This is a genomic window from Aquimarina sp. RZ0 (assembly GCF_008370685.1).
In the GTDB taxonomy this organism is placed as follows: Bacteria; Bacteroidota; Bacteroidia; order Flavobacteriales; family Flavobacteriaceae; genus Aquimarina.
Genome location: NZ_VTZU01000043.1, coordinates 25,582 through 52,411, shown reverse-complemented (window position 1 = coordinate 52,411; position 26,830 = coordinate 25,582). Strand labels below are relative to the sequence as shown.

Here is a 26,830-nt window from a genome sequence, read left to right as displayed (position 1 = left end):
CTTAATTTTAGTACCAACAAGCTTGGGGCTCGGGCTATGTTAAACTTAAAAGTAGAAGTATTACAATAGGCAATTCAGTTTTAGTTAAGTTAAATTTGAGACCGCTAATATAATAACAATACTTGAGAAAAAAACATTTTTTGTTAATTTTTTTAACTCAACTTTCAATCTCAATCAATCATAATACCCTTATATTTGTGCTCTTACCGCATATTTACTATGATTCGAGATATTACTACACTAGATCCTAAACACAATATATTAATCAAAGGAGCTAAGCTTCATAATCTCAAAAACCTGGACGCAGTTATCCCTCGTAACAAGCTGGTTGTTATTACTGGATTATCTGGTTCTGGCAAATCTAGCCTTGCTTTTGACACACTGTATGCAGAGGGTCAGCGAAGGTATGTAGAAAGTTTATCCTCGTATGCAAGGCAGTTTTTGGGAAGACTCAACAAACCAAAAGTTGACTATATAAAAGGAATTGCCCCTGCTATAGCGATTGAGCAGAAAGTAAACTCTACCAATCCAAGATCTACCGTTGGGACAACCACAGAAATTTATGATTATTTAAAATTATTGTACGCAAGAATCGGAAAAACGTACTCCCCTATTTCTGGAAATCAGGTGAAGAAAGATACTGTTACTGATGTTATTCAATATGTAAAATCATTTGAGGATGGAGAAAAACTTTTACTCCTGGCTCCTATTCATGTAGAAAACGGCAGAACAACAGAAGAGAAATTAAAGGTACTACAGCAACAAGGATATGCTCGTGTAAAAATAAATGATACTATTAGTAGAATTGAAGAAGCAAATATTACAAAAAAGGATATCGTTTTTCTGGTTATCGACCGTATTATAAAAAGAGAGGAAGAAGATTTTTATAACCGCCTGGCAGATGCTGTAAGCTCTGCGTTTTTTGAAGGAAAAGGAAGTTGTTTTGTAGAAGTCCTAAGAGATCATAAGCTACGCCAGTTTAGCAATAAGTTTGAGCTTGATGGCATGTCCTTTCTGGAACCTAATGCACATCTTTTTAGTTTTAATAATCCCTACGGAGCATGCCCAGAGTGCGAAGGTTATGGTGATGTCATTGGTATTGACGAGGACTTAGTTGTCCCCAACACCTCTTTGAGTGTATTTGAAGGAGCTATTTTTCCCTGGAAAGGAGATACAATGGGGTGGTATAAAGACCAGTTGGTAAATACTGCCTATAAGTTTGATTTCCCTATACACAAACCTTATTTTGAATTATCAAAAGAACAAAAAGAACTGATCTGGAAAGGAAATGAACATTTTGAAGGTATTGACAACTTTTTTATTGAATTAGAATCTAAGGCTTATAAAATACAAAATAGAGTGATGCTTTCTCGGTATCGAGGAAAAACAAAATGTGCTACATGCAAAGGAAAACGCCTGCGACCAGAAACTAACTATGTCAAAATTGGAGATGCAACGCTTACAGATCTTGTTGAAAAACCACTAAATGAACTTTCGGTTTTCTTTAAAAACCTTGAACTCAACAAATATGATGCTCAAATCGGGAAACGCCTACTAAAAGAAATTACCAGTCGATTAGAATTCTTAGACAATGTAGGATTACAATACCTTACACTAAACAGAAAATCAAACACACTATCGGGAGGAGAATCTCAGCGTATCAATTTAGCTACATCTTTAGGCAGTAGTTTAGTAGGATCTATGTACATACTTGATGAGCCAAGTATCGGTTTACACCCAAAGGATACAGAAAAACTTATCAAAGTGCTGCAATCGCTTCGTGATCTTGGCAACACTGTAATTGTAGTCGAACATGATGAAGATATCATGAGAGCTGCAGATGAAATTATTGATATTGGACCAGAAGCAGGAACCTATGGTGGTCATGTTGTGGCAACAGGAAATTTTGATGAAATTCTTACATCAGATTCTCTTACCGCAAAATACTTACACGGAGAAATGAAAATCGAAGTTCCTGAAACCAGACAGACTTCTAAATATTATCTTGAAATACTTGGTGCAAGAGAAAACAATCTGAAAAATATAGATGTAAAAATTCCGTTAGGCATTTTTACCGCAATCACAGGAGTTTCTGGTAGCGGAAAAAGTACATTGGTCAAAAAAATTGTATATCCTGCGATATTAAAACAATTAGGAGGTTATGGAGAAAAAGCAGGACAGTTTACAGAACTCAAAGGAAATTATAGTAATATCAAACATGTAGAGTTTGTAGACCAAAACCCTATAGGTCGTTCCTCAAGATCTAATCCTGTAACCTATATCAAGGCATATGATGATATTCGCAGTCTGTTTGCCAGTCAGAAACTATCTAAAATAAGAAACTATCAGTCTAAGCATTTTTCTTTTAATGTGGATGGTGGTAGATGTGAGACATGCAAGGGTGAAGGAGAAGTTACTATCGAAATGCAATTTATGGCAGATGTTCATCTGGAATGTGAAACCTGTAATGGAAAACGTTTTAAGAAAGATGTATTAGAGGTTACTTTCGAGAACAAAAATATTGATGATATCCTCACCATGACCATAGATACTGCTATTGACTTTTTTACAGATCACAAGCAGACCAAGATTATAAAAAAGATTAAACCTCTACAAGATGTTGGATTAGGATACGTGCAATTAGGACAAAGTTCTTCTACATTATCTGGTGGAGAAGCGCAACGTATAAAACTTGCGTCATTTTTGGTAAAAGGAAATACCAAAGACAAAGCACTCTTTATTTTTGATGAACCTACAACAGGATTGCATTTCCATGACATACAAAAACTGCTAAAATCCTTTAATGAACTTATTGATAAAGGGCATTCAATTCTGGTGATTGAACATAATCTGGATCTGATAAAATGTGCTGATTATGTAATAGATTTAGGTCTTAAAGGTGGAATACAAGGAGGAAATATCATCGCTCAGGGAACTCCAGAAGAGATCTGTAAGGTAAAAAAATCCTATACCGGGCAGTACTTAAAAGAGAAGCTATTATAATTATTCCAAAATACACTACTATTTCTGTTTTACAAGTCCCTTAAATAAAAAAAGTAAACTACCTTGTGGCAAGCCGAGGCATTGATTGAAAAAACATTTTGATTTCGAGGCAAGCTTCAGAGCATTTAAATCTCGATTATCGAGTAAATCTGAAAAGGTAATTTCACAAATCAGAAATGGTATAAAACTTATATATAATGACACTTACAGAACAATTAGAAAGCAGAGCAGCGCAATCAGCAGAAAAATATTCTGATGATATTCATACGGTAATGAATCAAGGAATACAAACATTAAAGGAAACAAAACTAGTATCAAAAGCGCTAAAAACAGGAGACAAAATTCCTGAAATCATCTTGCCTAATGCCATTGGCAAAAATATTTCGGTTCAAGATTTGTTAGTTAAGAATATAGTAATTCTTTCTTTTTACAGAGGTGGGTGGTGCCCTTATTGTAATCTAGAATTAAAAGCTTTACAGGATTCGTTATCAGAGTTTGAAAAACTCGGTGCTATATTAGTAGCAATCAGTCCGGAAACGCCAGATAATTCTCTTTCTACAACAGAAGAAAATAATTTAAGTTTTGAAGTTCTTTCTGATAAAGATAATAAGATCGCCAAAGAATTCAATCTTGCATTTTCTTTATCAGATGATTTAGTCGAAGTGTATGAAGGTTTTGGCATTGATTTAGTTAAAAGTAATGGTACTCCAAAACATCAATTACCCATCTCTGCAACATACATCATTGATCAAAACGGAATGATAATCTATGACTTTATTAAAGAAGATTATAAAAAAAGAGCCGATCCAAAAGAAATAATAAACACCTTAAAAACAAATAATTAGAACCCATTGTGCATTTAGGCATTTTTGGGATAAGATTCTTTAGATAAACTATTACTTGATTACTTATAAGAAATCTTGTCATCGCATATTGTGACGAGATTTCTTTTTTTAACTAAAAATGTTAAGCTTTCTTCCAGTGGTAATGATTATCATATATTTATAATATTAATCCCATTTAAAAAATACTCAAATAAAAAAGCAACTATTTTTTGTTTTGAAGTAGATAAACGAAATGGAGTAAATTTGAATGGGTAACTTTAAATCAGAAATGGTACAATAGTCAAATCCTAATCCTTTTTTCATGAAATCCTGTACATTTTTATTACGTCTATTGTTTATAACAATCAGCACTCAATCTATTGCACAAAAAATGGAATTTGAAGACTACGATCCGCCTTCTACTCTTGTTGTTCACGAAACGGCGATTAAAAGTGCCAAATTCCCTTTTATAGATGTACATAATCACCAGTTCAGTATGCCCAGTCAGGATCTAAGCAAATTAGTTTCAGAAATGGATAAATTAAACATGGGAGTTATGGTAAACTTATCTGGTCGTGGTAGAGGATCTGACGAGCATCTAAAAGGAGCTATTGAAAATGTAAAAACCAATTATTCCAATCGATTTATCGTATTTACGAATATCGATCTTAACGGAATTGATAATCCCGGTTGGACTGCAAAAACAGTGGCTCAAGTGGAAAAAGATGTAAAACTAGGAGCCAACGGACTTAAAATATATAAAAGTCAAGGGATGGATAATAAAGATAGTAAAGGTAATCGTATCAAAATTAATGACCCTCGCATCGATCCTGTTTGGGAAAAATGTGGTGAATTGGGTATTCCTGTTTTAATTCATGCTGCCGATCCAAAACCCTTCTGGGATGCTCACGATCATAAGAATGAACGCTGGTTGGAATTAAAATTACGTTCCAGGCGAAAAAGAGATGCTACCGTAACAGGGGCGTGGGAAACCATCATACAAGAGCAACATACAATCTTCAAACGACATAAAAACACTAAATTTATTAATGCCCATCTCGGATGGTACGGTAATAATCTTGCAAAATTAGGGCAGTTACTAGACGAAATACCTAATATGTATACCGAAATTGGAGCCGTAATCGCAGAATTAGGACGGCAACCTCGCAACGCAAAAGCTTTTCTTACTAAATATCAGGATCGGGTAATGTTTGGTAAAGATTCCTGGAATCCTGAAGAATACTACACGTATTTCAGAGTATTAGAAACCAATGATGAATATTTTCCTTATTATAAAAGATATCACGCTTTCTGGAAAATGTATGGTTTAGATCTTGATGATGACGTTTTAAGGAAATTATATTATAAAAATGCCTTAAAAGTAATCCCTAATATTGATCTCAGTTTATTTCCACAATAAACTTGAAATTAAACAAGAGGACATGTTCTTCCGGCAAATTCAAATCATTACTCAATTCTCAAATGAAATTACCTACTACAATCATTTCTTTTTGTTTCTCATCTGAATTAGAAAATAATTTGATTCAGTTTACAGTGATTTCATCTAAGAATAGGTATTATACGATTTATAACTAAAAATTTCGCATATTCATCGTTTCTTTTTCCTTTCTACTTCGTTTAAAAAATAAACCGTAGCTATAGCTATGCTTGATTTTTTTGCCTTGCATAAAGAAAAAATAATTCAATGAATTTATACGAATTTTTTAATCACAAATCGTATTACCGATAAAACAGGAAACTTAATACTAAAAAAACAACCCCCAATGGTTAACTACTCCTTTGGGGGTCTAGGCTGAAGCTAAAAATTAAACTAACTCAACTTACACTCAATTAAACATGCTTCAGCTTTTCTTCCATATGTTTATAAATGCTACTTGTACAGCGCTTACAAGTTTATACTTACACAAAGATGTAAATAATTAACACTTTTACTAAATAAAACTTAATTTTTCTTTAATTTTATTCAAATATAAGTTATTAATACTACCTATATGGCTATGTTTTGTATTCTTTTCTGGTTTATAGGTTCCTTTTTCGATATCAAGTCCAATTTTTACATATGCATCTCTAAATGACATTCCTTGCATTACCAATTCATTTAAGGTATCTACACTAAAGAGGTAATCATACTTATCATCTTCGAGGATTGTAGTATTTACGGTTACACTTTTTAATGCATAAATTGCCATTTCCAAAGATGCCTTAAGATCCTGGATTGCTGGTACAATACCTTCTTTTAATAATTGTAAATCTCTATGATATCCACTTGGTAAATTATTAGTCAGTAAACTCAATTCATATGGCAATGCTTGTATTTTATTACATTTACCTCTAATCAGTTCAAAGACATCAGGGTTCTTCTTATGGGGCATAATGCTGGATCCTGTAGTCAGCTCTGAGGGAATACTCATAAAATTAAAATTCTGACTCATATACAGACAGACATCCATAGCAAGTTTGGAGAGCGTTCCTGCCACACTGCTCATAGCAAAAGCGGTTGATTTTTCTGATTTACCCCTACTCATCTGAGCCGCGACTACATTATATTTCAAGGTTTCAAAACCTAGCTCTTTTGTGGTAAACTCTCTATCAATAGGAAAGGAACTACCGTATCCAGCTGCACTTCCTAATGGGTTTTGATCTACTACCTTTAAAGCAGCATTTACAAAATATAAATCATCAACAAAACTCTCTGCATAGGCAGAAAACCATAAGCCAAATGACGATGGCATAGCAATCTGCAAATGTGTATATCCCGGCAGTAAAACATCTTTATGCTCTGCTGCACTGGATATCAGGTTTTCTGATAACTCCTTAACCTGAGATTTGATCAGTAATAATTCATCTTTTAGATACAAGTGCATTGCCACCAATACCTGATCATTTCTGGATCTTGCTGTATGAATACGTTTACCGGCATCTCCTATCTTTTTTGTTAATTCAAATTCTATTTTAGAATGTACATCTTCAAACTGATCTTCAATTATAAAAGTTCCATCCTCAACTTGTTGTGATAGCACCTCTAATTCTTTTTCAATTGCCGTAATATCATCATCAGAAAGCAATTTGATCTTATGTAGCATTTTGGCATGTGCCAATGTCGCTTTTATATCATACCTGGCTATTACCAAATCCAATTGCCTGTCATTACCTACGGTAAACATATCAATCTTTTGATCTGTTGGTAATCCTTTGTCCCAAAGTTTCATATTTATATTTATTATCTTTTTTAGCGTAGTAAAAAGATAGTATAAATCTTTTTTACCACTCTCCTTATTCGATTTAAACGATTCCTTCTAAAATTTTTATATACAAATCCACTCCTTCTCTGATCTCATCCACATAGATAAATTCATTTGCAGAATGAGATCTGGTAGAATCTCCCGGACCTAGTTTTAATGATGGACAACTTAAAACAGATTGATCTGATAAGGTAGGAGAGCCATAAGTCGTTCTTCCTAAACCAACCCCCGATAGTACTATTGGATGATCTTTTGGTATTGATGAAGATCCCAGATGTAACGATCTTGGTTGTACCTCAACATTCTCTGGCATTGCTTTTTTTACAATTTCTAAAATCTCCTCATTTTTATACCTGTCATTCACTCTAATATCTACAACAATATCGCAATGAGATGGCACTACATTATGTTGATTTCCGGCACTAATCTGAGTAACCGTCATCTTTACTTTACCCAGAGTTTCTGAACTCTTCTCTAACGCATACTCTTTAAACCACTTAATAACCTCTAGCGCGTTATAAATAGAATTGTCTGTATTAGGATGTGCCGCATGGCTTGCAGTTCCTTTTATCGAGACATCCAACACTAACAACCCTTTTTCTGCGATTGCCAACTGCATTAAGGTAGGCTCTCCTACGATCGCAAATTCTACATTTTTTAGGTATTTCAGTATACTTTTTAATCCTAAAGGCCCACTATTTTCTTCTTCTGCTGTAGCGGCTATAACAAAATTATAGTTCAGATCTTTTCTTTCATAAAAATAGGTAAACGTAGCTATTAATGATACTAAGCAACCTCCTGCATCATTACTTCCCAGACCAAACAATTTACCATCTTCTACGAATGCGTTAAATGGATCATTAGTATAATTCCCATTAGGTTTTACGGTATCGTGATGAGAATTTAATAAAATCGTGGGTTTATCTTTATCAAAATACTTGTTATATGCCCAGATATTATGATGTTCTCTTTCAAAAGGTATTGCTCTTTGTATGAACCAATTCTCAATCCATTGCGCAGTTCCTTCTTCTTCTGATGAAAAAGATTGGGTTTCTATCAATTTGTGTAAAAGCTCAATCGCTTGATCTGTCAGTTTTTCTATCATATTTATAGACTTAGAGTCGTATGCTTGGTTGTAGTATCTTTTATAAATTCGGCATTGGCAATATGTACTTTGCTTACATTTTTTTGTAAAGCGTCAAAACAGTTCTGAATTTTGGGTAGCATACCATCTGCAATAATTCCTGCATCTATTAATGCTGAATATTTTTCTAAATTGATATGTTCGATTACAGAGTTTTTATCTTCAATATTTTCTAGCACTCCTTTTAGCTCAAAACAATAGAAAAGAGAAACATCATATAATTCCCCCATAGCCGATGCTACTTCTGAAGCTATTGTATCAGCATTTGTATTAAAAAGCTGACCCTGCTGATCATGAGTTACAGCACAAAAAACAGGAGTTATACCTAGCTCGAGAAACCCTTTAATAGTTCTATTATTTACTTTTGTAACATCGCCTACATATCCGTAGTCTACAAACTGAACTGGTCTTTTATCTGCTGTAATCACATTAGCATCTGCTCCGGTTAACCCTAAAGCATTGCAATGATATTTTTGCAGCCCCGAAACTATCGTTTTATTCAACAATCCGGCATAGGTCATCACAACAATATCCAGGTTCTCTGTAGAAGTAATTCTTCTCCCGTCAATCATCTCAGTTTTTACTCCTAATCTAGAGGCTAGCTTCGTAGCAGATTTTCCTCCTCCATGAATTAGAATCTTTGGGTTTTCAACCTTTGAGAAATCTTCTAAAAAAGAACGTAACGCCTCTTCATTTTCAATGATATTGCCACCGATCTTTGCTACTAACAGTTTTTGTTTCTTCATTTTCAATTATTATCGTATCTAGTCATCATTACAGAATAGAGGGTCTAATTAATTTATATATTCTCTAATATCTTTTTTAACACTAGTTGTACTGCATAGGTCCTATTATTTGCTTGTTTGATTACAATAGAGTTTTTACTATCAATAACAGCATCATCGACCACTACATTTCTTCTTACTGGTAAACAATGCATAAATTTTGCATTATTGGTCAATTGCATTTTTTGTGCTGTTATTCTCCAGCTATTGTCCTCTAATATCTTGCCATAATCATTATATGAGCTCCAATTCTTTACATATACAAAGTCTGCATCCTTATATGCATTTTCTTGGTTGTAATCAATGGGCACCTTTTTGGTAATCTGACTGGCTAACTCAAACCCCATTGGATGGGTAATTACAAAATCTGCATCCATGCATTGCATCATCTCTACAAAAGAATTAGCAACTGCCTGTGGTAAGGCTTTAGGATGCGGTGCCCATGATAATACAACCTTTGGCTTATCAATTATTTTATGTTCTGTTATTGTGATAGCATCTGTTAATGCTTGTAGCGGATGTCCAGTAGCACTTTCCATATTAATTACAGGAATTGTGGCATACTGTATAAAATTCTTTAATACGTTCTCATTATAATCATCTTCCCTATTTTCTAATTTTGCAAAAGCTCTTATCGCCAATACATCACAATATTGGGAAACTACCTGTGCTGCTTCTTTTACGTGTTCAGAAGTACCCTGATCCATTATAGTACCATCACCATACTCCAGAGACCATCCTTCTCCCGTAAAATTCATAACAATAACATTCATTCCCAAATTTAAAGCTGCTTTTTGTGTACTCAAACGCGTACGTAAACTGGGATTGAAAAATAATAATCCTAAGGTCTTATCTGTTCCTAATGTCTTATTTGACAAAGGGTTCTTCTTCATCTCAATTGCCTCATTCACCCAATTACCGAGGGAGTCAATATCATTTATAGAAAAATAGTTATTCATATATATCCTTTTATGAGTAAAGAAGACAGCGTAAAGACTTATTCAAGCCTGCTTAAAAGCATATTATTATCCTCTTGAATGCGGCTATATTCTCTCAACTTTGTGGTTCTTTATTATTATATTTTTTCTTTTTCACTTTCAGGTTTAACACTGGTAAAGGGAACTTTTTTATGCATCGCATTGATTATAAAATTATCTCCTAATCCATTTACAATCCAGGTTTTTATACCAGAATCCTGTGCTATTTTTGCTGCCTGTACTTTAGATTTCATTCCTCCTGTCCCATGTGTTGAAATCTCTGCAACAATCTCTTTCTCTAATGAATTAATATCCGCTACTTCAGTGATTGTTTGATATGTTTTATTTTCTACAGACTCCTTTGTGCATATACCATTGGTATTTGTTGCTATTACTAATATATCTGCTTTTAACAAAGATGCTGTTAATGCTGCTAACTTATCATTATCTCCAAACTGAATTTCATCAGTTGCCACAGTATCATTTTCATTAATAATAGGTATATAATTATTCGCGATCAGTACATTAATCGTATTCACTATATTTTTTTTGGATTGCTCTCTTTCAAAATCTGAATAAGAAAGTAGGCATTGAGATGTTAATAACCCCAGGTCTCGATAACTTTCCTGAAAAATTCTCATTAAATGTGGCTGTCCTATTGCCGCCAGTGCCTGTTTTACATTGATCGGTATTCCATTACTCTCTAAATTTACAAATTGCTTGGCTACAGCAATCGCTCCAGAACTCACAATGACAAATTCATAGTCATCTTGTAGTGCTACTATTTGACTACCAATATCTTCTATCTTACCTCTGGAAATATGATCTGTTCCTTTGGTCAGTACATTAGATCCTACTTTGAGTACAATTCTCTTCTTATCTGATCTGCCCATTCCCATGTATATACCATTTATTTGTCACCAAATGTTGTAATCCAATAGGACCTCTCTGATGTAATTTATCTGTACTAATTGCTAGCTCTCCTCCTAATCCCAGTTGAAAACCATCTGTAAATCGTGTAGAAGCATTATGATATACTGCTGCACAATCTACTTCTGCCATAAACGTATCTGCAGCTTCCTGGTTTTTTGTAATGATCACTGCAGAATGTCCTCCACTATACGTATTTATCTTCGAAATTGCTTCTGGTGTGTTTTCTGTTTCTCCTAATACGATTTTGTAATCCAAAAATTCTTCCTGCCATATATCCTCATCTGGTATTGGTTTTACATCATTAAATTTTGAAACATGCTTATCTCCCAATATTTCTACATTATGATTTGTAAGATTTGTAATCAGCTCTTGTACAAAATCTTTTTTGTTAGGAAGGTTCGTATCTATTAATACTTTATCTACAGCATTACAGGCCGAAATTTTATTTGTTTTCCCATTAATTATATTTTCTAACGCCAACGCTTTATCTGCTTCATTATGGACATACACAAAGTTGTTTCCTCTACCGCTTACTATTACCGGGCACGTAGCATGTTCTTTTACAAATGCTATCAATCTTTCTCCTCCTCTAGGAACTATCAAGTCTACTTTTTGCGTTGGTTTTTCCAAAAATGCCTGAGTTTCATTTCTATTATAATTTAGATACTCCACCCAATCTGCAGGAATATCATAATCTGATAATGCCTGATGCCAAAGTTTTACGATTTCGAGATTAGAATTCAAAGATTCTTTTCCTCCTTTTAATAAAATTTTGTTTCCGGATTTGAATGCAATCCCTGCTGCTTCAATAGTTACATCAGGTCTGGATTCATAAATAATCAATACCGTACCAAAAGATGCTGTTTTATTATATACCTGCATCCCATTATCATGTGTAAACCGAAACCGCTCTACTCCTATTGGATCTTCCTGGCTTGCCAATTGCCGAAGTGCCGCTATCATTCCATCTATTTTACTTTGATCTACTTTTAAGCGATCTCTCATAGCAAGATCCTCTCCAGCATAGGCCTCCATATCTTTTATATTTTCCTTTATAATAGTTTCTCTATATTGATCCACCAATATTGCCATTTTTTGCAATACAGAATTTCTTTGAGATATATTTAGACTCATATCTTATGCTTTTTCTGCTATTAACACATGTTGTAATGCTTTTATAAACTGATCTATTTCTGATTTCCCAACAGTTAAAGGAGGAAGTATTCTCAATAATTTTTTATTCATTGCTCCTCCGGTAAAAATATGTTCGTCATAGATTAACTTTTTACGAAGGTCACTTACTTCAAAATCAAATTCTAATCCTAACATTAGGCCTCTTCCTTTTATCTTTTGCACTCCAGGTAGATTATTCACTTGAGACAAGAAATATTCTCCCGTCATTCTAGCATTGTCAATTAAGTTTTCTGTTTCAATTACTTCTAAAACAGCCATCGCAGCTACACACGCCAGATGGTTCCCTCCAAAAGTAGTACCCAGCATACCATAGGTAGGTTTTATATGAGGAACAATCATAATTCCTCCTATTGGAAAACCATTCCCCATCCCTTTGGCAATCGAAATTATATCTGGTGTAATACTGTGATATTGATGTGCAAAAAACTGACCACTTCTACCGTATCCTGCTTGTACTTCATCCAGGATTAATACGACATTATTTTCTTTACATAATTTTTCTAATCCCTGAAAAAACGCTGTCGTTCCTTCATCCAATCCACCTACTCCCTGAATTGGTTCAATAATTACAGCACATACGTCACCTTTTTCTAACTCTGTTTTGGCTAATTCTAATTCATTTAGTGGTAAAAAAGTGACGTCTTGCTGTTTATTTAGTGGTGCATTAATTTTAGTATTATCTGTTGCAGCTACCGCTGCAGAGGTTCTTCCATGAAAACCGTTATAAAAGGCTACTACTCTGGATTTACCTGTATAAAAAGATGCTAATTTCAGTGCATTTTCATTGGCTTCTGCTCCAGAATTACATAAAAATAACTGGTATTGATCATATCCAGACAATTTTCCTAGTTTCTCTGCTAATTCTGATTGTAGACTATTTTGAACAGCATTAGAATAGAAACCAATCTTTTCTACCTGCTCTTTTATTCTTTTTACATAATGCGGATGCGAGTGACCAATGGATATTACCGCATGTCCTCCGTACAAATCCAGATATTCTGTCCCGTTCTTATCTACGACAGTACTATCATAAGCCGTTACTGGTTCGATCTCATACAATGGATATACATCAAATAGTTTCATTTTTTTTAAGTATTAAGTATTTAGTTTAGAATAACAAGGATGACCTCTATAAAACATTTACTGTCTAATCTTATTCCTTATTTCTCTGTACTAATTACTATTTTATCGTATTTATTTTTTCATAAGAAGCCATCACTCCCTTTATCACAGACGAGCTCAGCCCTTGATGTTCCATTTCATTTAAGCCTTCTATTGTACATCCCTGAGGTGTCGTTACTTTATCTATTTCGCGCTCAGGATGTGTTCCATTCTCTGCTACAAGCGTTGCCGCTCCGATAGCTGTTTGTACGGCTATTATCTGAGCTTCGTGCGGATGGAATCCCATCTGGATACCTCCCTGAATCATTGCTCTCAAAAACCGCAAAAAGAATGCTATACCGCTTGCTCCCAAAACTGTAGCTGCCTGCATTAATCGTTCTTCAATCACCAGCGTTTCTCCAATAGTTTTAAACATTTTTTCTACTATTGACAACTCTTCTTTTACATCCTCATTCGCTGCAATACAGGTCATCGATAATTTCTTTGCTGCCCCTGTATTAGGCATCACCCGTACAACCTTATTATTAGGTAATACTTCATTTATTTCTACAATAGACGTTCCTGTAACTGTAGAAATCAATATTTGATCGCTGGTCAAGATATCTTTTATTTCTTGTAGAACAGCATCTAATTGTCTGGGTTGCACACAAAGAATAATCCATTTTACATCTTTTATGGATGTCGGTATATCCTGCGAAGTAGCTACTCCTAATTTTTCTTCAACTTGCTGTAAATTATATTTCGATTTGTCTATAACGGTAATATGCTGCGCTTCGAACAGCTCGCTATTGGCTAATCCTGATATAATGGATTTGCCTAAATTACCGCCTCCTATGATTGATATCTTATTCATGTATTATCTTTTTTATTGAAACCTTAGCCTACTATATTTTCGTTTTCATTTTTCACCTTCTCCGCGTTTCAGTAAACTAGAGCATCTTATTATTAAAATGCACTTGCTTTTAATTCTAAGCCAGCTCTTTCTTCGAATCCAAACATCAGGTTCATATTATGAATCGCCTGTCCAGAGGCTCCTTTTATTAAATTATCAATGACTGACGTAATCAATAGCATTCCATCTTTTTTACGAATATGCAGGATACATTTATTAGTATTAACTACCTGTTTTAGATGGATTTCTTCGTCAGATACAACAGTAAACTGAGCATCCTTATAGTAGGATGCATATAAATCTTTTGCTTCTGATTCTGTCCCTTGATATTTTGTATACATCGTAGCATAAATCCCTTTACTAAAATTCCCTCTGTTCGGAATAAAGAATACAGGAGCTTCAAAACTATTTTGTAATTGTTGTATGCTTTGATTGATTTCTCCCAAATGCTGATGTGTAAATACCTTATAACTAGAGAAATTATTATCTCTCCAGCTAAAATGGGTAGTTCCTCCAGGCATAACTCCTGCCCCAGTGCTTCCCGTGGTAGCATTAACATGCACTGTATCGGTTAATTTGGCAGCGGCAGCCAAAGGCAATAAACCTAATTGAATTGCTGTGGCAAAACACCCTGGATTTGCAATATTCTGTGCCGATTGGATTTTATTTTTTTGTAATTCTGGTAATCCATATATAAAATCTCTATCCAGAAATTTTTTATCATCTTCTAATCTAAAATCATTTCCCAAATCAATCACTTTTGTAGCACTAGAAAATGTATTGTTTTCTAAAAATGTTCTTGATCTTCCGTGACCAAGACATAAGAAAACGACATCTACATCAGGATTGATCGTATCTGTAAATGCAAGATCAATGTCTCCTATGAGATCTGTATGTTGCTTACTAATAGACACGCCTGCATTTGTAGTACTATACACAAAATCCAACGTTACTTCTGGATGATGTACCAATAGTCGTAGCAGTTCTCCTGCTGTATATCCTGATCCCCCAACAATCCCTACACTAATCATAATTCAGTTGGATTTACGTTGTGATATATTTTATTAGCATTGCCATAAATTTTTATAAAACCTTTTGCATCATCTGATGTCCAGGAGTTATTCATCTCACCATATTGACCGAAATCAGATTTCATCATATCAAATGCTGATTCGATTCCTTCTAAGGTAAAATGATATGGTTTCAGCCTTACTCTCACGTCACCAGTAACTGATTTCTGAGAATCATCCAGGAATACTTCTATATTACGCATCACAGGATCTAAGTAATTGCCTTCGTGTAATAACATCCCGTACCAATTCGCCAATTGTTCTTTCCAATATTGTTGCCACTTGGTCAATACATGTTTTTCCAGCAAGTGATGGGCTTTAATAATAACTAGTGGCGCAGCAGCCTCAAAGCCTACTCTTCCTTTAATACCTATAATTGTATCTCCTACGTGAATATCTCTTCCTATAGCAAAAGCGCTTGCTAATTTTTCTAGTTTTTGAATAGTATTGACAGGTGTATCTTTTACTCCATCTAACCCTCTTAATTCTCCTTTTTCAAAATGTAACGTTATTGTTTCTTCTTTTTCTTTTTCGAGCTGGCTTGGATATGCATTATCGGGTAAAGCACTATGTGATGTCAAGGTCTCTTTTCCACCTACACTAGTACCCCAAACCCCTTTATTTATAGAATATTGAGCTTTCTCCCAGCTATAATGCACTCCATGTTTTTCTAGAAACTCGACCTCTTCCTGCCGAGATAGTTTTAAATCTCTGATAGGCGTAATAATTTCAATTTCGGGTGCTAACGTTTGAAAAATAACATCAAATCTAATTTGGTCATTTCCCGCTCCTGTGCTCCCATGCGCAATATATTTTGCACCTACGCTTTTAGCATAATTGATCACTTCAATCGCCTGAAAAATTCTTTCTGCACTAACAGAAAGCGGATACGTATTATTTTTGAGGACATTTCCAAAAATCAAGTATTTAACTGCTTTTTGGTAAAACTCATCTAGAATTGTTTTATTAACATGAGAGGTGCTTCCCAGCTCATAGGCTCTCTTTTCAGTTTGTTTTAGTTCTTCGTCAGAAAATCCACCTGTATTTACTAATATCGTATGTACCTCCAGATTCTTTTCATGAATTAGATATTTTACACAATACGAAGTATCTAGACCTCCACTATATGCTACTACTACTTTTTCCATAACAACAATTGTTTATTGCTAGCAAGCATTGTCTGCTTGATATTTTTTAATCTTTTTAATATTTTTTTATCAAACCACTTTTCCTTTTTTGGGGTCTGTTTTATTGGATCGTATAACATTCCTGTGCATAAGCACATTTTATGATCTTTGGCAGTAAGAATTTCATAATTAGTACAAGTTTTACAGCCATTCCAAAACTTAGGGTCATCTGTCAGTTCAGAAAATGTAACTGGCTTATATCCCAAATCAGAATTTATTTTCATGACTGCCAGTCCTGTTGTTATTCCAAAAACTTTTGACGAAGGATATTTTTCTAACGAATAGTTAAACGTAAATTCCTTTATTTTTTTAGCCAATCCCTGATTTCTATAATTAGGATGAACAATAAGTCCAGAATGTGCCACGTATTTTTCGTGTCCCCAGACTTCGATATAACAAAATCCGGCAAAATCACCATTACACAAGGCTATAATTGCATTTCCATTCTCCATCTTTGCTTGTATATAATCTGGAGTACGTTTAGCAATACCTGTTCCTCTAACTTTTGCAGAATCCGATATCACATCACATATTTCCTGAGCATACCGAAAATGATCCTGAGTCGCTTTAATAATTTTTATCTGTTTCATCTGTTCATTTATATCTCCTTTTTCACAAGGTCAGATGTAATTCAGTTTTAAATTTCTTTTTGATTCTCCTATCTAATTAATTAATTAGAAATAACTCATTTTAAAATTGAATTATTAATATCAAAAAGTTTTAATTGTTATCTATTTTATTGATTTCATTCCAGGTAAGGTGTTTTTGTAAAGTGATATACGCTTTTTTATCAAACAATATTTTTGTTTATAAAAAATTTACACTATCAATACTATATGGAATATTTCACTAGGGGAAGTAGGGCGCACCTACTTCATAAAAATTTTAAACCCCCAAGGGGCGACGAAAACGGCGTACAGGTATATGTATCATACCTATTATATGCATTAATTGAATTTTACTTTCTGTAGATGTAATTTTTAACGTTTTCATAATAGTAACTCTAAATCGTCGGCCTTAGCCCCTTTCGTTAACTAGTCGGTAAAATTAAACAAAAAATGATACAAAAGGTATTTCTGTATCGTTTTATTTTAATTTTTATTATTATCTCAAAAAAAAGTCATATAAATAATGAATGTGACATTTTTAGACACAAAAAAAGCGATCATAAGACCGCTTTTAATCAAATATAACTAAAACAATTACTTTCCTCCGAAAGTAAACAATAAACCAACATTAGCAGTAATGTTACCTACAGATGCTTCTCCACTTTTACCGCCACTCAAATAAGCGACATTAAAGTTAAGCACCTTATATTTAAATCCTATTGCCGGACGAAAGGAAAAATTAGATGAACTTTCTCCGGTAGAAACTGTTTGTCCATCTCCTTCGATATCAATAGATCCTATACTTGTAATCCCTATCCCTAAACTTCCGTAAGGTCTAAAACCGTCTTCCTTAAAAAAATAACGACCATTAAGCATAAAACTACCAAGCGTTACGTTCCCAAAAGAAGCTACAGTATCTCCCTGTATATCAGCTCCTATCAAAAAATCACCCTGATAGTATAAAGAAACATCGATATTATCTGTAATACCATACCCCAATTCTGCATGACCTGCAATACCACCATCAGTAAAATCTGCAATATCTCCTAAAGGAGCCGCGTAGCCTAATCCAAATCCAAATTTGACCTGTGCATTCATTGCGGTTACTCCTAAAACTGCGATTGTAGTAAAAAGTAAAAGTTTTTTCATAATTAAATTACCTATTTTATCGTTTAAGTGATCAAATATATAGATAAAATACACATATTAACTTTTTTTAACATTTTAAAAATTGCTACATAAAACATAAAACACTGTAAAAAAGAGCTTTACAAAAAATAGTTAAAGAAAGATCTTACACCTATTGTAAGAAAAAACTTATTTCCTACTGCCGTATTCTTCTCAAGAGTGCTATTTAAATTCTTTGTTATACTCAAAAAATACGTCAAATAAAAGTTAACCAATTCTTGATCACTTTACCAATTACCAAAATTCATAACAATATCATTTCCCGATTAAAACTCACCATTCAAGTTTGCTTTTTATATTTTACTATTTTTAAAGCAGTATTATATTACTTATTCCTTGAATCGATAGTTAGTAGTGAAATTGAAAATTATTCAGAAATTGCACTCCCTTTTGGTGAATATCAACAGAAAGGTGCATTAGAATACTAAGAAAGCGTTTTAAAAATTTTTCGGAATCTGGAGTAGAAATATACGTTAATCAACAGAAGGCAGATTCTAAAAATTGTTGCTACTGCCTTTTTTCAAAGAAAATGAAATACTATACCATATCTCTTTTCTATGAATAAAAAAATTGCATATGTAACCGATATTCATCTAGACGAACCGTTTACAATTGATCAAAAGGTTGATGCTCGTAAAAACTGGAACATAATTCTGGATGATATCTCCTCAAGAGGTATTGATGAAATTATATTGGGAGGAGATATTGGTGAAAAAACAGCAAACAAATGGTTTTTTGAATCTCTACAGAATTATACTATTGCTATTACCTTAGGAAATCACGATGATTACAATGAAGTTATAAAATATTACAATGATGGAGTGGTTAGAGAACGGGGAGCATTATATTATAGTAAAGAATTAAGTTATTATAAGCTTCTGTTTCTGGATTCGAGTTCTGACTCCATAGATCAAGAACAGTTTGACTGGTTTACAAAAGAACTAACAACCTCAAAAAAAATCGTACTCTTCATACATCATCCAATTTTAGCTGTTGATGCAGAAATTGATAAGCACTATGCCTTAAAAGGAAGGGATCTTATAAAAAATAAATTAGTAAGTTTTGATAATGATGTTACAATTTTTTGCGGTCATTATCATTTTGAAGACAAAAGAAATATTAGCAATATTTGTCAATACATTACGCCTGCCAGTTCCTATCAAGTGGTCAAAACACCAAATCTTATAAGTATAACTAACAAAACATTTGGATATAGAATTATTGAACTTACAAAAAAGAAAGTTCACACAAATCTGGTACGATTTAACCTCAATAATGGATAATACTATGAACTCATATTGACTTTTTCTATTTCTGATTTAAAATTATTTTCTAAAATCTGCTCTTTTATTTGAGTCATGCTAATAAGAACTTACTGAACTCATCTTGAATAGTGGTTTTCAACCGAAAAGTTTGGCTTTTATATTATAATGAAGTTGTTTTTTTTCAACACAGCCATAGCTACGGTTAAAAAATCAACAAAATTAGCACGCAACATGTGAATTTTATAGGTCAAATCAGTACTCAAGATGAGTTCACTGTAATATAAATCTTGTTGTATAATGTAGTGCCTAATTAATTTAAATAAAATTTTATGATGAACATTAATGTTATTATTTTAGATCAAAAATAATAAATAATGATATTAGGAATAGGTTCCAGAATAAAACATCCTACTCATGGCTTAGGTGTTATTACCAATGTTACATCAAGAATGTATTGGGTTACCTTTATAGAAAACGGATTAGAAACTATTGATGTCCAGGAAGATTTTGAGGTAATTGAAGGCGTCGAAGATGAAGTTGATACAGTAAGCTTTTTTGAAGTAGAAAAGACTTTTAGAGATCTTTTAAAAAAATATAGCGACATCTCAGAAATAATTCCTATTGCAGATAAGTGGAAAGGTGGCAATCTTATTATGACACCGGGGGATTCTAATCTGGCGTCCAAAGAAATACCTATCGACACCTTTTTTCATAAAATAGTAATGGTTAGGGATAGAATTAGGGTAATGGAACAAAAGATTAATAGCTCCTCTCATCTAGATGATCAGGAAAAAATCGATTTACAACAATATATAACCCGAATTTATGGTAGTTTAACTACTTTTAATGTTCTTTTTAAAAATAAATCACAACAATTTACAGGTAGCAGCAGTAAAAAATAAATGACAACCTATCCATTGATTAAGAAAATAGGACTCCTCGCAGGCCCCATATTATTTCTGGGATTGATCAATCTACCTTTTATATTAGTTTCTGGAATTGCTGACAAGGTAATTTCTGTTGCAGTATGGATGATCGTTTGGTGGATTACTGAAGCTGTTTCTATATCTGTTACTGCTTTGATTCCGCTGATTTTATTTCCGATGCTAGGTGTTTTGGACTTAAAAACAGTTACTCAAAGTTATGGAAGCCCCATTGTTTTTCTGTTTTTTGGCGGGTTTGTTATGGCATTAGCCTTAGAAAAGGTGAATCTGCATAAAAGAATAGCATTGTCTATCATTAGAATTACCGGCACAAGTCCTGATCGAGTAATTCTTGGGTTTATGATTGCTACAGCATTTATGAGTATGTGGATTAGTAATACAGCCTGTACAGTAGTAATGTTACCGATTGCATTGTCTGTAATTGATTTATTGGTTGATGCTAAAAATGGATTTACTAAAAATGATCGCAATTTTGCACTTAGTATTATGTTAGGTATTGCTTTTTCTGCTAATGTAGGTGGTGTTGCTACCATCATTGGTACTCCTCCAAACTCTGTACTCGTTGGTTTTTTAGAAAATGAGTATCAAATAGAAATATCATTTCTTAATTGGATGCTATTAGCTTTTCCTTTTTCTATATTGATGATTGCTGTTATCTATTTTGTGATTGTAAAATGGATTTACCCTAATCATATCAGGAATTTTACAGCTTCCAAAGATGTCATACATGACGAATTAAAAAAACTCGGAAAAATCTCTGCTATAGAGAGAAGGGTTTTGATTATTTTTTCTCTTGTGATTTTTATGTGGATTTCCAGAACCACTATTAATGGTTTTTTTCCTGATTTAAAACTTTCGGACACCGGTATCAGTATGTTAGGAGCATTTGCTTTGTTTGTCATTCCTTTTAGGTTATCTAAAGGAGAGTTTCCTTTGCTATGGAAAGATACGCAAAAACTACCTTGGGGAATACTCATTCTTTTTGGTGGAGGATTAGCATTGGCAAGTGGCTTATCTCATGCTGGTTTAATTGAATTGGTCGCTAATACTATTGCAGCAAATCAAGGATTAAGCATTACCATAGTAACATTATTACTCATCATTTTTATGTTATTCATGACCGAGCTTATGAGCAATGTGGCATTAGTAGCAATTTTTGTCCCTGTAGTAGCAGGGATTGCTATAGGATTGGATATACCAATTTTACATATGTTAATACCCGTTACTATGGCGGCTAGTTGTGCTTTTATGCTACCTATGGCAACGCCTCCTAATGCAATCGTATTTGCCAGTGGATATGTAAAAGTATCAGAGATGGTAAAAGTAGGGGTAATTCTTAATATTATTTCAGTTATTTTACTAGTACTCTTGTTTAAGTTTTATGTGTCATTATTGTTTTGAAAATTTCGAATATAATAAGAACACCATTTGCGATTGCTGTTGTGCTGCTTCTAAACTAAAAATTACTTATTTAAACTTTTTTTTCTTTATTTCGAGATAAAAAGAAGCTGTATCCTTGAGTTACACCTTATTATATCACTTTTTGATTTGAGTATTTTTTAAATCAGAAATAGTGTTGACTATCCGTAATATTTTCTTTTTAGTGGCAAATGCAGTTTTGTTTTCTTTTTTTTAAGCGAGAATAATGCTGTACAGGTGTTGACTAGATTTTGTGCATAAACGAAAACCACAAAACACAGGATGCAAAAAGTATTTTTGGTATCAATAAAAATTGTAATAAGTCTACGAGTGAGGATTTTTACATACAGATAAAATTAGCCATCCCCCGAAAATTTAACAATAAAGTTCGCCATCCCCTGATTTCACTAATGTTTTAAAGTCTGGAAAACCTTTTCAGGTTTGTAAAAAGAAAACAACTACTAAAGCTCTTGTAATCATTGTAATAAACCCCATCCTTCTCTTTAAAATTGATGGTTTTGAAAAAAAATGGGGATGATCAATAGGGTAAAAGTGTTTTTAGCTGTTTATTATATATAGTGTACTAATATTTTAACCCTTAAAATCAATTTAACAATAAGAATGAAGTTTTACTCTCTTTTCAGATTTTTTTAAAACCTTAGCTTTTTTTGTATCGAACTTATTCAACCTTACTGCTTGATGTTTGAACCACAAATTATACAAATACTAAATAATCTTAAAACCTTTTTAAAAATTAATGACCAGTTGGTTAGATTTATAAAAAAGTAATCCTTTAATAAACACTAACTTTTTTGGGTATGACAATTTTTCCCCTATTATCATATTTCTTTTGATTTATTTAATCTTCTGCTACTGAATCAAAAAAAAATAGGTTGTCATACCCTACTTTTGTATAGGAAAAACACTTCAATTGATCAAAAAATAACTCTTCCCGCCAGAATCAAAAAAATTTAAATCACTTCAATACATTAATCATTACAGACGTTTACCGTACTAAAAGTGAGTCAATCACAACATGGGGTTTCTTCTTTTTACAAACACATGGCTTTTATCATATGCGCTGTAAATGAGGAGTTTTACTTAGAACTCATCTTAACTTTTTTAGTTTGGCAGAAAAATTAAGATTTTTTTTTAGATAAAGGATTCTTTGGGCTTCATAGCCAGATATGGAATATCTAATTGAAGGAAATTTCAAATACAGATTAATAAAAACTACTAGTCCTATAAAAGAAGTGATTCCATAGAACAATACCACCCTATCTTTAAAAACGACGGTTTTTAAAGATAAGGTGGTATTCTCATTCTTTGGCATATTTTTAACCCAGATTATATAACAAACCTATTATAACTTGTGAAACCATTTCAAATCCAGAGATCTGCTACATTTTCAAATTTAATCAGTGAGCGCTGCTAAAACCTGTAAAATGTCTGTATTTATTACTGAGGTTCATCCTTCGTAATGAAATTTTTATGCGCATGATCTGGGTTAAATTAAATATAATATGATGAAGTATGCCTAAATATTCATAGATTAAACTCTAATATTTGATCTAAAAATAAAGCACCTCCTGAACCACCTCCATTGGTTGGTCCACTCTGAGATATTTTAGACCTCAATGTTAAAAGGAATTCTCCTGTAAAACTTTGAATTTCCTGACCAGTAACTGCAGTCCCATTAGCTGCTTTCAATCTAAAAGTTATTATACTGTCTCCGTTAGCTAACACTTCAACTGTTCTATCGATAAGTAATTTAATCGAAGTAGACACCACTGATCCATTAAAAATAAATCTGCTTATTAAAGAAACACCATTTATTTCAAGTTCTGTTGAAATAGAACTAGGGTTACTAAAGCCAAAAGACACATTAAACGTTGATGCAATTGAAGAAGGAACAAATGCTTTTAACAAAATTTCATCATTCTCAACTACTGATGTGAATGTAATTTCATCATTGATAGCTGTAGGAACAAAGAATGAAGCAGGTTCATCAACTTCGAAATTAGAAGGACTTATCTGAACAGTTTCTGTTTCATTTAACTTTTCAAAATCTCTAAAATTTTCAACACTGCTTTCTGATGTTGTTATATCTTCTTTTTCACAAGAAGTTGTAATAATTGCTAATGCTAAGCATAAATAAAACGGATAAAATCTCATTTTTTTTATCATGGTAATAATATTTAGGTTAATAATTAGGGCAAAAGTAAACAGCAATAATTCTTTAAAATGTTAGATATCTAACGTTTTTTTAAACAAAAATTCCCCTCTAAAACTAACCATTTATAATGTCATATTCCACACATAATTGTAGTTATCTATCTATCAATATCTTAATTTCAGGAGTTACAAAACAGCAATCATTAGGCTACTGTTTTAACGCAACATTTTTAAAAAAATAATTAAAACTAATCAGTCTACTCTTTTTCATAAAAAAACAAAGACTTTTTTAAAAAGTTGTTAGCCATTAGTATTACAAAATGCCAATTTTGGTTACAAATTTTTAACACAAACTCGATCTAACTGATTTCTAGTTATTTTACATACAAAAAAATCTGATCTGAGAGTTTTCATCAAATTAAACACAATTTCAAAAACACAAAAAAACTTATTATCAATATCTTAAATTAACTAATTAGTTACTGTAATCGATATTGTTGCTTTATCGTCTGGAGTATACTTTTTGAACATTAATGATCAAGTGATTACATTTATGAAAAAGCAATCTTTTTTCTAAATACTAACTTTTTTGAGTATAATAATTTTTCCCCAATGATCATGTTTCTTTTGATCCATTTAATCTGCTGTTACTGAATCAAAAAAAATAGGTTATCATACCCTCAAAGTTTTATACCGAATAAAAGAACATATTTTTAGTGACTAATTTTATATGATAGAAATGCAGATAGTAGTGATTCTGACTTTAAAAAAAAGAAAAATCTTAAAATAATAAAGTTTAGAATCGTGTAGTCAGTTTAGCATTCTTTTTTAAGTTTTACCTTGTCATACCAGTTCTTAAATGAAATCACCTGATAACATCATTTTTTTTAATTCAGACAAGAAAGAAAAGAAATTGATTCAGTTTGCGATGATTTCATTTGAGGATGGTATTAAATCGAACATAGTATAAAACTCTATTTTAAGGAATATTTAACACTATAGTAAGCTTATAATTTTTAATTTTTAAGAATTTCAATCAAAATCTACCCCCAGTATGTATAAAATTGCAGCATTATTATCCTTCCTTGTTATACAATTTTCTAACAGTCAGGAATTAAAAATACAACCTGTACTTCCCGAAATCATCTCACAATTTCCTAATGTAAGAGATTTTACGATCTCTCCTACCCAAGATGAAGTTTATTTTACCGCACAGGGATATTTGGGAGAATTATCGACTATTATTAAGGTGGTCAAAAAAGAAAAGCAATGGTCTTCACCACAAGTTGCACCATTCTCAGGTCAATACCGCGATCTCGAAGCCATGTTTTCTCCCGATGGATTAAAATTATTTTTTGTTTCTAACAGACCTAAATCCCCAACTACACAAGAGCCTAAAGATCACGATATTTGGTATATTGAGAGAACTAATATTTCTTCAGATTGGTCAGCACCTATGAACATAGGAACTCCAATTAATACTGATGGGGACGAATTCTACCCTTCTATCGCTAAAAATGGCAATATATACTATACCAGTACTGCCTCTATATCTAAAGGAAAAGATGATATCCTGGTAAGCATCCGGAAAAATGAAACATACAACGAACCAATATCACTGCAAGAAACAATTAATACAGAAGGTTATGAATACAATTCATATATAGCTCCTGATGAATCTTTTCTGATTTTTGGAGGTTATAAAAGAAAAGATGGTCTGGGTAGTGGTGATCTATACATTTCCAGAAAGAGTACAAACGGAAACTGGTCTGACGCAGAGAACTTAACCAATCTAAACTCAGATAAAATGGATTATTGTCCATATTATGATGTTAACACAAATACGCTGTATTTTACTAGTAAAAGAAGTGATATTAAAGATACCTATACACACAATAGAAACCTGGAAGAACTCCTGAAAATTATGAACTCTCATAAAAATGGTCTTAGTCGCATTTATAGTTGTGTCATAAAACTGTAATGTACTCGATAATAGAAATATAAAAGTTCAGAAGCTTGCCTCAAAATCAAAATATTTTTTAATAATTGCCTCAGCCTGCACCAAGGTAGTATACTCTCTTAGTTTTTTTACGTAAACTTATGTTAGGTGTATATAATTCATAAATAGTATCTTTGCGCAAATGTAAATCCCGATCGATTGAGAATTTTTTTTTCTATACTTCTATTTGCTTCATTTGCTATTAGACCTGTTATGGAAATTAGTTCTGTTATGTACTACCAATTAAATATTACCACTATTATAGAAAAATACTGTGTGAATAAAGAAAGACCGCAGCTGCACTGTAATGGAAAATGTTATTTAATGAGTCAAATGAAAGCAACGACTTCTACATCTTCTGATGACGCTAAATCAGGAGCTATTACAGAAGCTTTTATCCCATTGTTTTTTCAAGATAGTACTATACAGTTAGCATACAATACATCTTACTTTATTGATTGTAAGCAACATTGGCGTTTAAAACAGACATCCACAGAAGATATTCCAAAAAATATTGATCACCCTCCTCAAAATAATTTCTTCTCGCAGATTAGATTCAGTAGTATAAATACGTGATTAGGGTTCAAAAATGATTGTAGACATCGACGTATAACGGATATGATGTCAACAATAGATTCGCTATAAAACCCTAAAATCTGCTAAGTATTTCAGATTAAGAATAATTAAGTACTACAGAGAAAATAAAAGGGGTAAATTATGCGTTGAATCTCATTAGAGTTATCACTGCTGATGCTACAAGTTTGGCAATACCTTACCTCAATCAATGAAACCATTGAATGTAGTTTGTATGTCTTTTAAAGAGAGTTAAAAAAAACCA

At 32.8% G+C, this 26,830-nt stretch carries 21 protein-coding genes; 8 read left to right on the top strand and 13 right to left on the bottom strand.

Translation table 11 applies throughout. From position 1 onward, the window contains the following. The first annotated feature begins 219 nt into the window (after positions 1-219). The 3 genes from uvrA (at position 220) to F0000_RS16810 (ending at position 5,247) form a co-directional block, all read left to right on the top strand. Positions 220-3,003, top strand: a complete 2,784-nt coding sequence (uvrA, locus tag F0000_RS16820; protein WP_149625894.1) for an excinuclease ABC subunit UvrA — start codon at positions 220-222, stop codon at positions 3,001-3,003. Between the two features lie 197 nt (positions 3,004-3,200). Beyond that, a complete protein-coding gene (locus tag F0000_RS16815) occupies positions 3,201-3,848 on the top strand; it encodes a peroxiredoxin-like family protein (RefSeq protein WP_149625893.1) in 648 nt (215 codons plus the stop codon). Between the two features lie 301 nt (positions 3,849-4,149). Further along, entirely contained in the window at positions 4,150-5,247 is a 1,098-nt protein-coding gene (locus F0000_RS16810) for an amidohydrolase family protein (RefSeq protein WP_149625892.1), read from the top strand. Between the two features lie 532 nt (positions 5,248-5,779). Here the strand turns inward: F0000_RS16810 and argH are convergent. The 12 genes from argH to F0000_RS16750 form a co-directional block, all read right to left on the bottom strand. Then, positions 5,780-7,057 (bottom strand): argininosuccinate lyase, encoded by a 1,278-nt coding sequence (gene argH, locus F0000_RS16805; protein ID WP_149625891.1) that lies wholly within the window; start codon positions 7,055-7,057, stop codon positions 5,780-5,782. A 73-nt stretch (positions 7,058-7,130) separates the two neighbouring features. Continuing rightward, positions 7,131-8,195 carry a M20 family metallo-hydrolase gene (locus tag F0000_RS16800; protein ID WP_188112158.1) on the bottom strand — a complete coding sequence of 355 codons (1,065 nt, stop codon included), beginning with the start codon at positions 8,193-8,195 and terminating at the stop codon, positions 7,131-7,133. 2 nt (positions 8,196-8,197) lie between these two features. Beyond that, positions 8,198-8,980: an acetylglutamate kinase gene (gene argB, locus F0000_RS16795; RefSeq protein WP_149625889.1), complete on the bottom strand. Its 783-nt coding sequence runs from the start codon at positions 8,978-8,980 to the stop codon at positions 8,198-8,200. 53 nt (positions 8,981-9,033) lie between these two features. Next, positions 9,034-9,978, bottom strand: a complete 945-nt coding sequence (locus F0000_RS16790) for an N-acetylornithine carbamoyltransferase (protein ID WP_149625888.1) — start codon at positions 9,976-9,978, stop codon at positions 9,034-9,036. Positions 9,979-10,094: 116 nt separating this feature from the next. Next, positions 10,095-10,889 (bottom strand): glutamate 5-kinase, encoded by a 795-nt coding sequence (gene proB / locus F0000_RS16785; RefSeq protein WP_149625887.1) that lies wholly within the window; start codon positions 10,887-10,889, stop codon positions 10,095-10,097. Continuing rightward, the gene (locus tag F0000_RS16780) at positions 10,873-12,063 is read right to left on the bottom strand and encodes a glutamate-5-semialdehyde dehydrogenase (protein WP_149625886.1); all 1,191 of its coding nucleotides are present in this window, start codon (positions 12,061-12,063) and stop codon (positions 10,873-10,875) included. The genes proB and F0000_RS16780 overlap by 17 nt, the downstream gene beginning before the upstream one ends. A 3-nt stretch (positions 12,064-12,066) precedes the next feature. Further along, entirely contained in the window at positions 12,067-13,206 is a 1,140-nt protein-coding gene (locus F0000_RS16775; RefSeq protein WP_149625885.1) for an aspartate aminotransferase family protein, read from the bottom strand. A 97-nt stretch (positions 13,207-13,303) separates the two neighbouring features. Then, positions 13,304-14,098, bottom strand: a complete 795-nt coding sequence (proC, locus tag F0000_RS16770) for a pyrroline-5-carboxylate reductase (RefSeq protein ID WP_149625884.1) — start codon at positions 14,096-14,098, stop codon at positions 13,304-13,306. A 92-nt stretch (positions 14,099-14,190) separates the two neighbouring features. Continuing rightward, on the bottom strand, positions 14,191-15,168 hold the full coding sequence (argC, locus tag F0000_RS16765) for an N-acetyl-gamma-glutamyl-phosphate reductase (RefSeq protein WP_149625883.1): 978 nt from the start codon (positions 15,166-15,168) through the stop codon (positions 14,191-14,193). Continuing rightward, on the bottom strand, positions 15,165-16,355 hold the full coding sequence (locus F0000_RS16760; RefSeq protein ID WP_149625882.1) for an argininosuccinate synthase: 1,191 nt from the start codon (positions 16,353-16,355) through the stop codon (positions 15,165-15,167). The genes argC and F0000_RS16760 overlap by 4 nt, the downstream gene beginning before the upstream one ends. Then, positions 16,343-16,984 (bottom strand): GNAT family N-acetyltransferase, encoded by a 642-nt coding sequence (locus F0000_RS16755; RefSeq protein ID WP_149625881.1) that lies wholly within the window; start codon positions 16,982-16,984, stop codon positions 16,343-16,345. The genes F0000_RS16760 and F0000_RS16755 overlap by 13 nt, the downstream gene beginning before the upstream one ends. Positions 16,985-17,596: 612 nt before the next feature. Then, positions 17,597-18,151, bottom strand: a complete 555-nt coding sequence (locus F0000_RS16750; RefSeq protein ID WP_149625880.1) for an outer membrane beta-barrel protein — start codon at positions 18,149-18,151, stop codon at positions 17,597-17,599. 596 nt (positions 18,152-18,747) lie between these two features. On the opposite strand from F0000_RS16750, the gene F0000_RS16745 reads away from it, so the two are divergent. The 3 genes from F0000_RS16745 to F0000_RS16735 all read left to right on the top strand — a co-directional run bounded on the left by F0000_RS16745 (position 18,748) and on the right by F0000_RS16735 (position 21,800). Then, positions 18,748-19,473, top strand: coding sequence for a metallophosphoesterase (locus tag F0000_RS16745; protein ID WP_149625879.1), 726 nt, complete (start codon positions 18,748-18,750; stop codon positions 19,471-19,473). Between the two features lie 356 nt (positions 19,474-19,829). Beyond that, positions 19,830-20,357: a hypothetical protein gene (locus F0000_RS16740; RefSeq protein ID WP_149625878.1), complete on the top strand. Its 528-nt coding sequence runs from the start codon at positions 19,830-19,832 to the stop codon at positions 20,355-20,357. Further along, positions 20,358-21,800 carry a DASS family sodium-coupled anion symporter gene (locus F0000_RS16735; RefSeq protein ID WP_149625877.1) on the top strand — a complete coding sequence of 481 codons (1,443 nt, stop codon included), beginning with the start codon at positions 20,358-20,360 and terminating at the stop codon, positions 21,798-21,800. A 1,563-nt stretch (positions 21,801-23,363) separates the two neighbouring features. Here F0000_RS16735 and F0000_RS16730 read toward each other — a convergent pair. Beyond that, the gene (locus tag F0000_RS16730; RefSeq protein ID WP_149625876.1) at positions 23,364-23,993 is read right to left on the bottom strand and encodes a hypothetical protein; all 630 of its coding nucleotides are present in this window, start codon (positions 23,991-23,993) and stop codon (positions 23,364-23,366) included. Positions 23,994-25,047: 1,054 nt separating this feature from the next. Between F0000_RS16730 and F0000_RS16725 the strand changes: the two genes are divergently transcribed. Then, on the top strand, positions 25,048-25,974 hold the full coding sequence (locus F0000_RS16725) for a PD40 domain-containing protein (RefSeq protein ID WP_149625875.1): 927 nt from the start codon (positions 25,048-25,050) through the stop codon (positions 25,972-25,974). Positions 25,975-26,151: 177 nt separating this feature from the next. After that, a complete protein-coding gene (locus F0000_RS16720; RefSeq protein WP_149625874.1) occupies positions 26,152-26,568 on the top strand; it encodes a hypothetical protein in 417 nt (138 codons plus the stop codon). Positions 26,569-26,830: the final 262 nt, after the last annotated feature.

What these genes read in the sequence shown, in the direction of transcription:
- uvrA (WP_149625894.1), top strand. Translation starts at nt 220, where the DNA reads ATGATTCGAGATATTACTACACTAGATCCTAAACACAATATATTAATC.
- F0000_RS16815 (WP_149625893.1), top strand. Translation starts at nt 3,201, where the DNA reads ATGACACTTACAGAACAATTAGAAAGCAGAGCAGCGCAATCAGCAGAA.
- F0000_RS16810 (WP_149625892.1), top strand. Translation starts at nt 4,150, where the DNA reads ATGAAATCCTGTACATTTTTATTACGTCTATTGTTTATAACAATCAGC.
- argH (WP_149625891.1), bottom strand. Translation starts at nt 7,057, where the DNA reads ATGAAACTTTGGGACAAAGGATTACCAACAGATCAAAAGATTGATATG.
- F0000_RS16800 (WP_188112158.1), bottom strand. Translation starts at nt 8,195, where the DNA reads ATGATAGAAAAACTGACAGATCAAGCGATTGAGCTTTTACACAAATTG.
- argB (WP_149625889.1), bottom strand. Translation starts at nt 8,980, where the DNA reads ATGAAGAAACAAAAACTGTTAGTAGCAAAGATCGGTGGCAATATCATT.
- F0000_RS16790 (WP_149625888.1), bottom strand. Translation starts at nt 9,978, where the DNA reads ATGAATAACTATTTTTCTATAAATGATATTGACTCCCTCGGTAATTGG.
- proB (WP_149625887.1), bottom strand. Translation starts at nt 10,889, where the DNA reads ATGGGCAGATCAGATAAGAAGAGAATTGTACTCAAAGTAGGATCTAAT.
- F0000_RS16780 (WP_149625886.1), bottom strand. Translation starts at nt 12,063, where the DNA reads ATGAGTCTAAATATATCTCAAAGAAATTCTGTATTGCAAAAAATGGCA.
- F0000_RS16775 (WP_149625885.1), bottom strand. Translation starts at nt 13,206, where the DNA reads ATGAAACTATTTGATGTATATCCATTGTATGAGATCGAACCAGTAACG.
- proC (WP_149625884.1), bottom strand. Translation starts at nt 14,098, where the DNA reads ATGAATAAGATATCAATCATAGGAGGCGGTAATTTAGGCAAATCCATT.
- argC (WP_149625883.1), bottom strand. Translation starts at nt 15,168, where the DNA reads ATGATTAGTGTAGGGATTGTTGGGGGATCAGGATATACAGCAGGAGAA.
- F0000_RS16760 (WP_149625882.1), bottom strand. Translation starts at nt 16,355, where the DNA reads ATGGAAAAAGTAGTAGTAGCATATAGTGGAGGTCTAGATACTTCGTAT.
- F0000_RS16755 (WP_149625881.1), bottom strand. Translation starts at nt 16,984, where the DNA reads ATGAAACAGATAAAAATTATTAAAGCGACTCAGGATCATTTTCGGTAT.
- F0000_RS16750 (WP_149625880.1), bottom strand. Translation starts at nt 18,151, where the DNA reads ATGAAAAAACTTTTACTTTTTACTACAATCGCAGTTTTAGGAGTAACC.
- F0000_RS16745 (WP_149625879.1), top strand. Translation starts at nt 18,748, where the DNA reads ATGAATAAAAAAATTGCATATGTAACCGATATTCATCTAGACGAACCG.
- F0000_RS16740 (WP_149625878.1), top strand. Translation starts at nt 19,830, where the DNA reads ATGATATTAGGAATAGGTTCCAGAATAAAACATCCTACTCATGGCTTA.
- F0000_RS16735 (WP_149625877.1), top strand. Translation starts at nt 20,358, where the DNA reads ATGACAACCTATCCATTGATTAAGAAAATAGGACTCCTCGCAGGCCCC.
- F0000_RS16730 (WP_149625876.1), bottom strand. Translation starts at nt 23,993, where the DNA reads ATGAGATTTTATCCGTTTTATTTATGCTTAGCATTAGCAATTATTACA.
- F0000_RS16725 (WP_149625875.1), top strand. Translation starts at nt 25,048, where the DNA reads ATGTATAAAATTGCAGCATTATTATCCTTCCTTGTTATACAATTTTCT.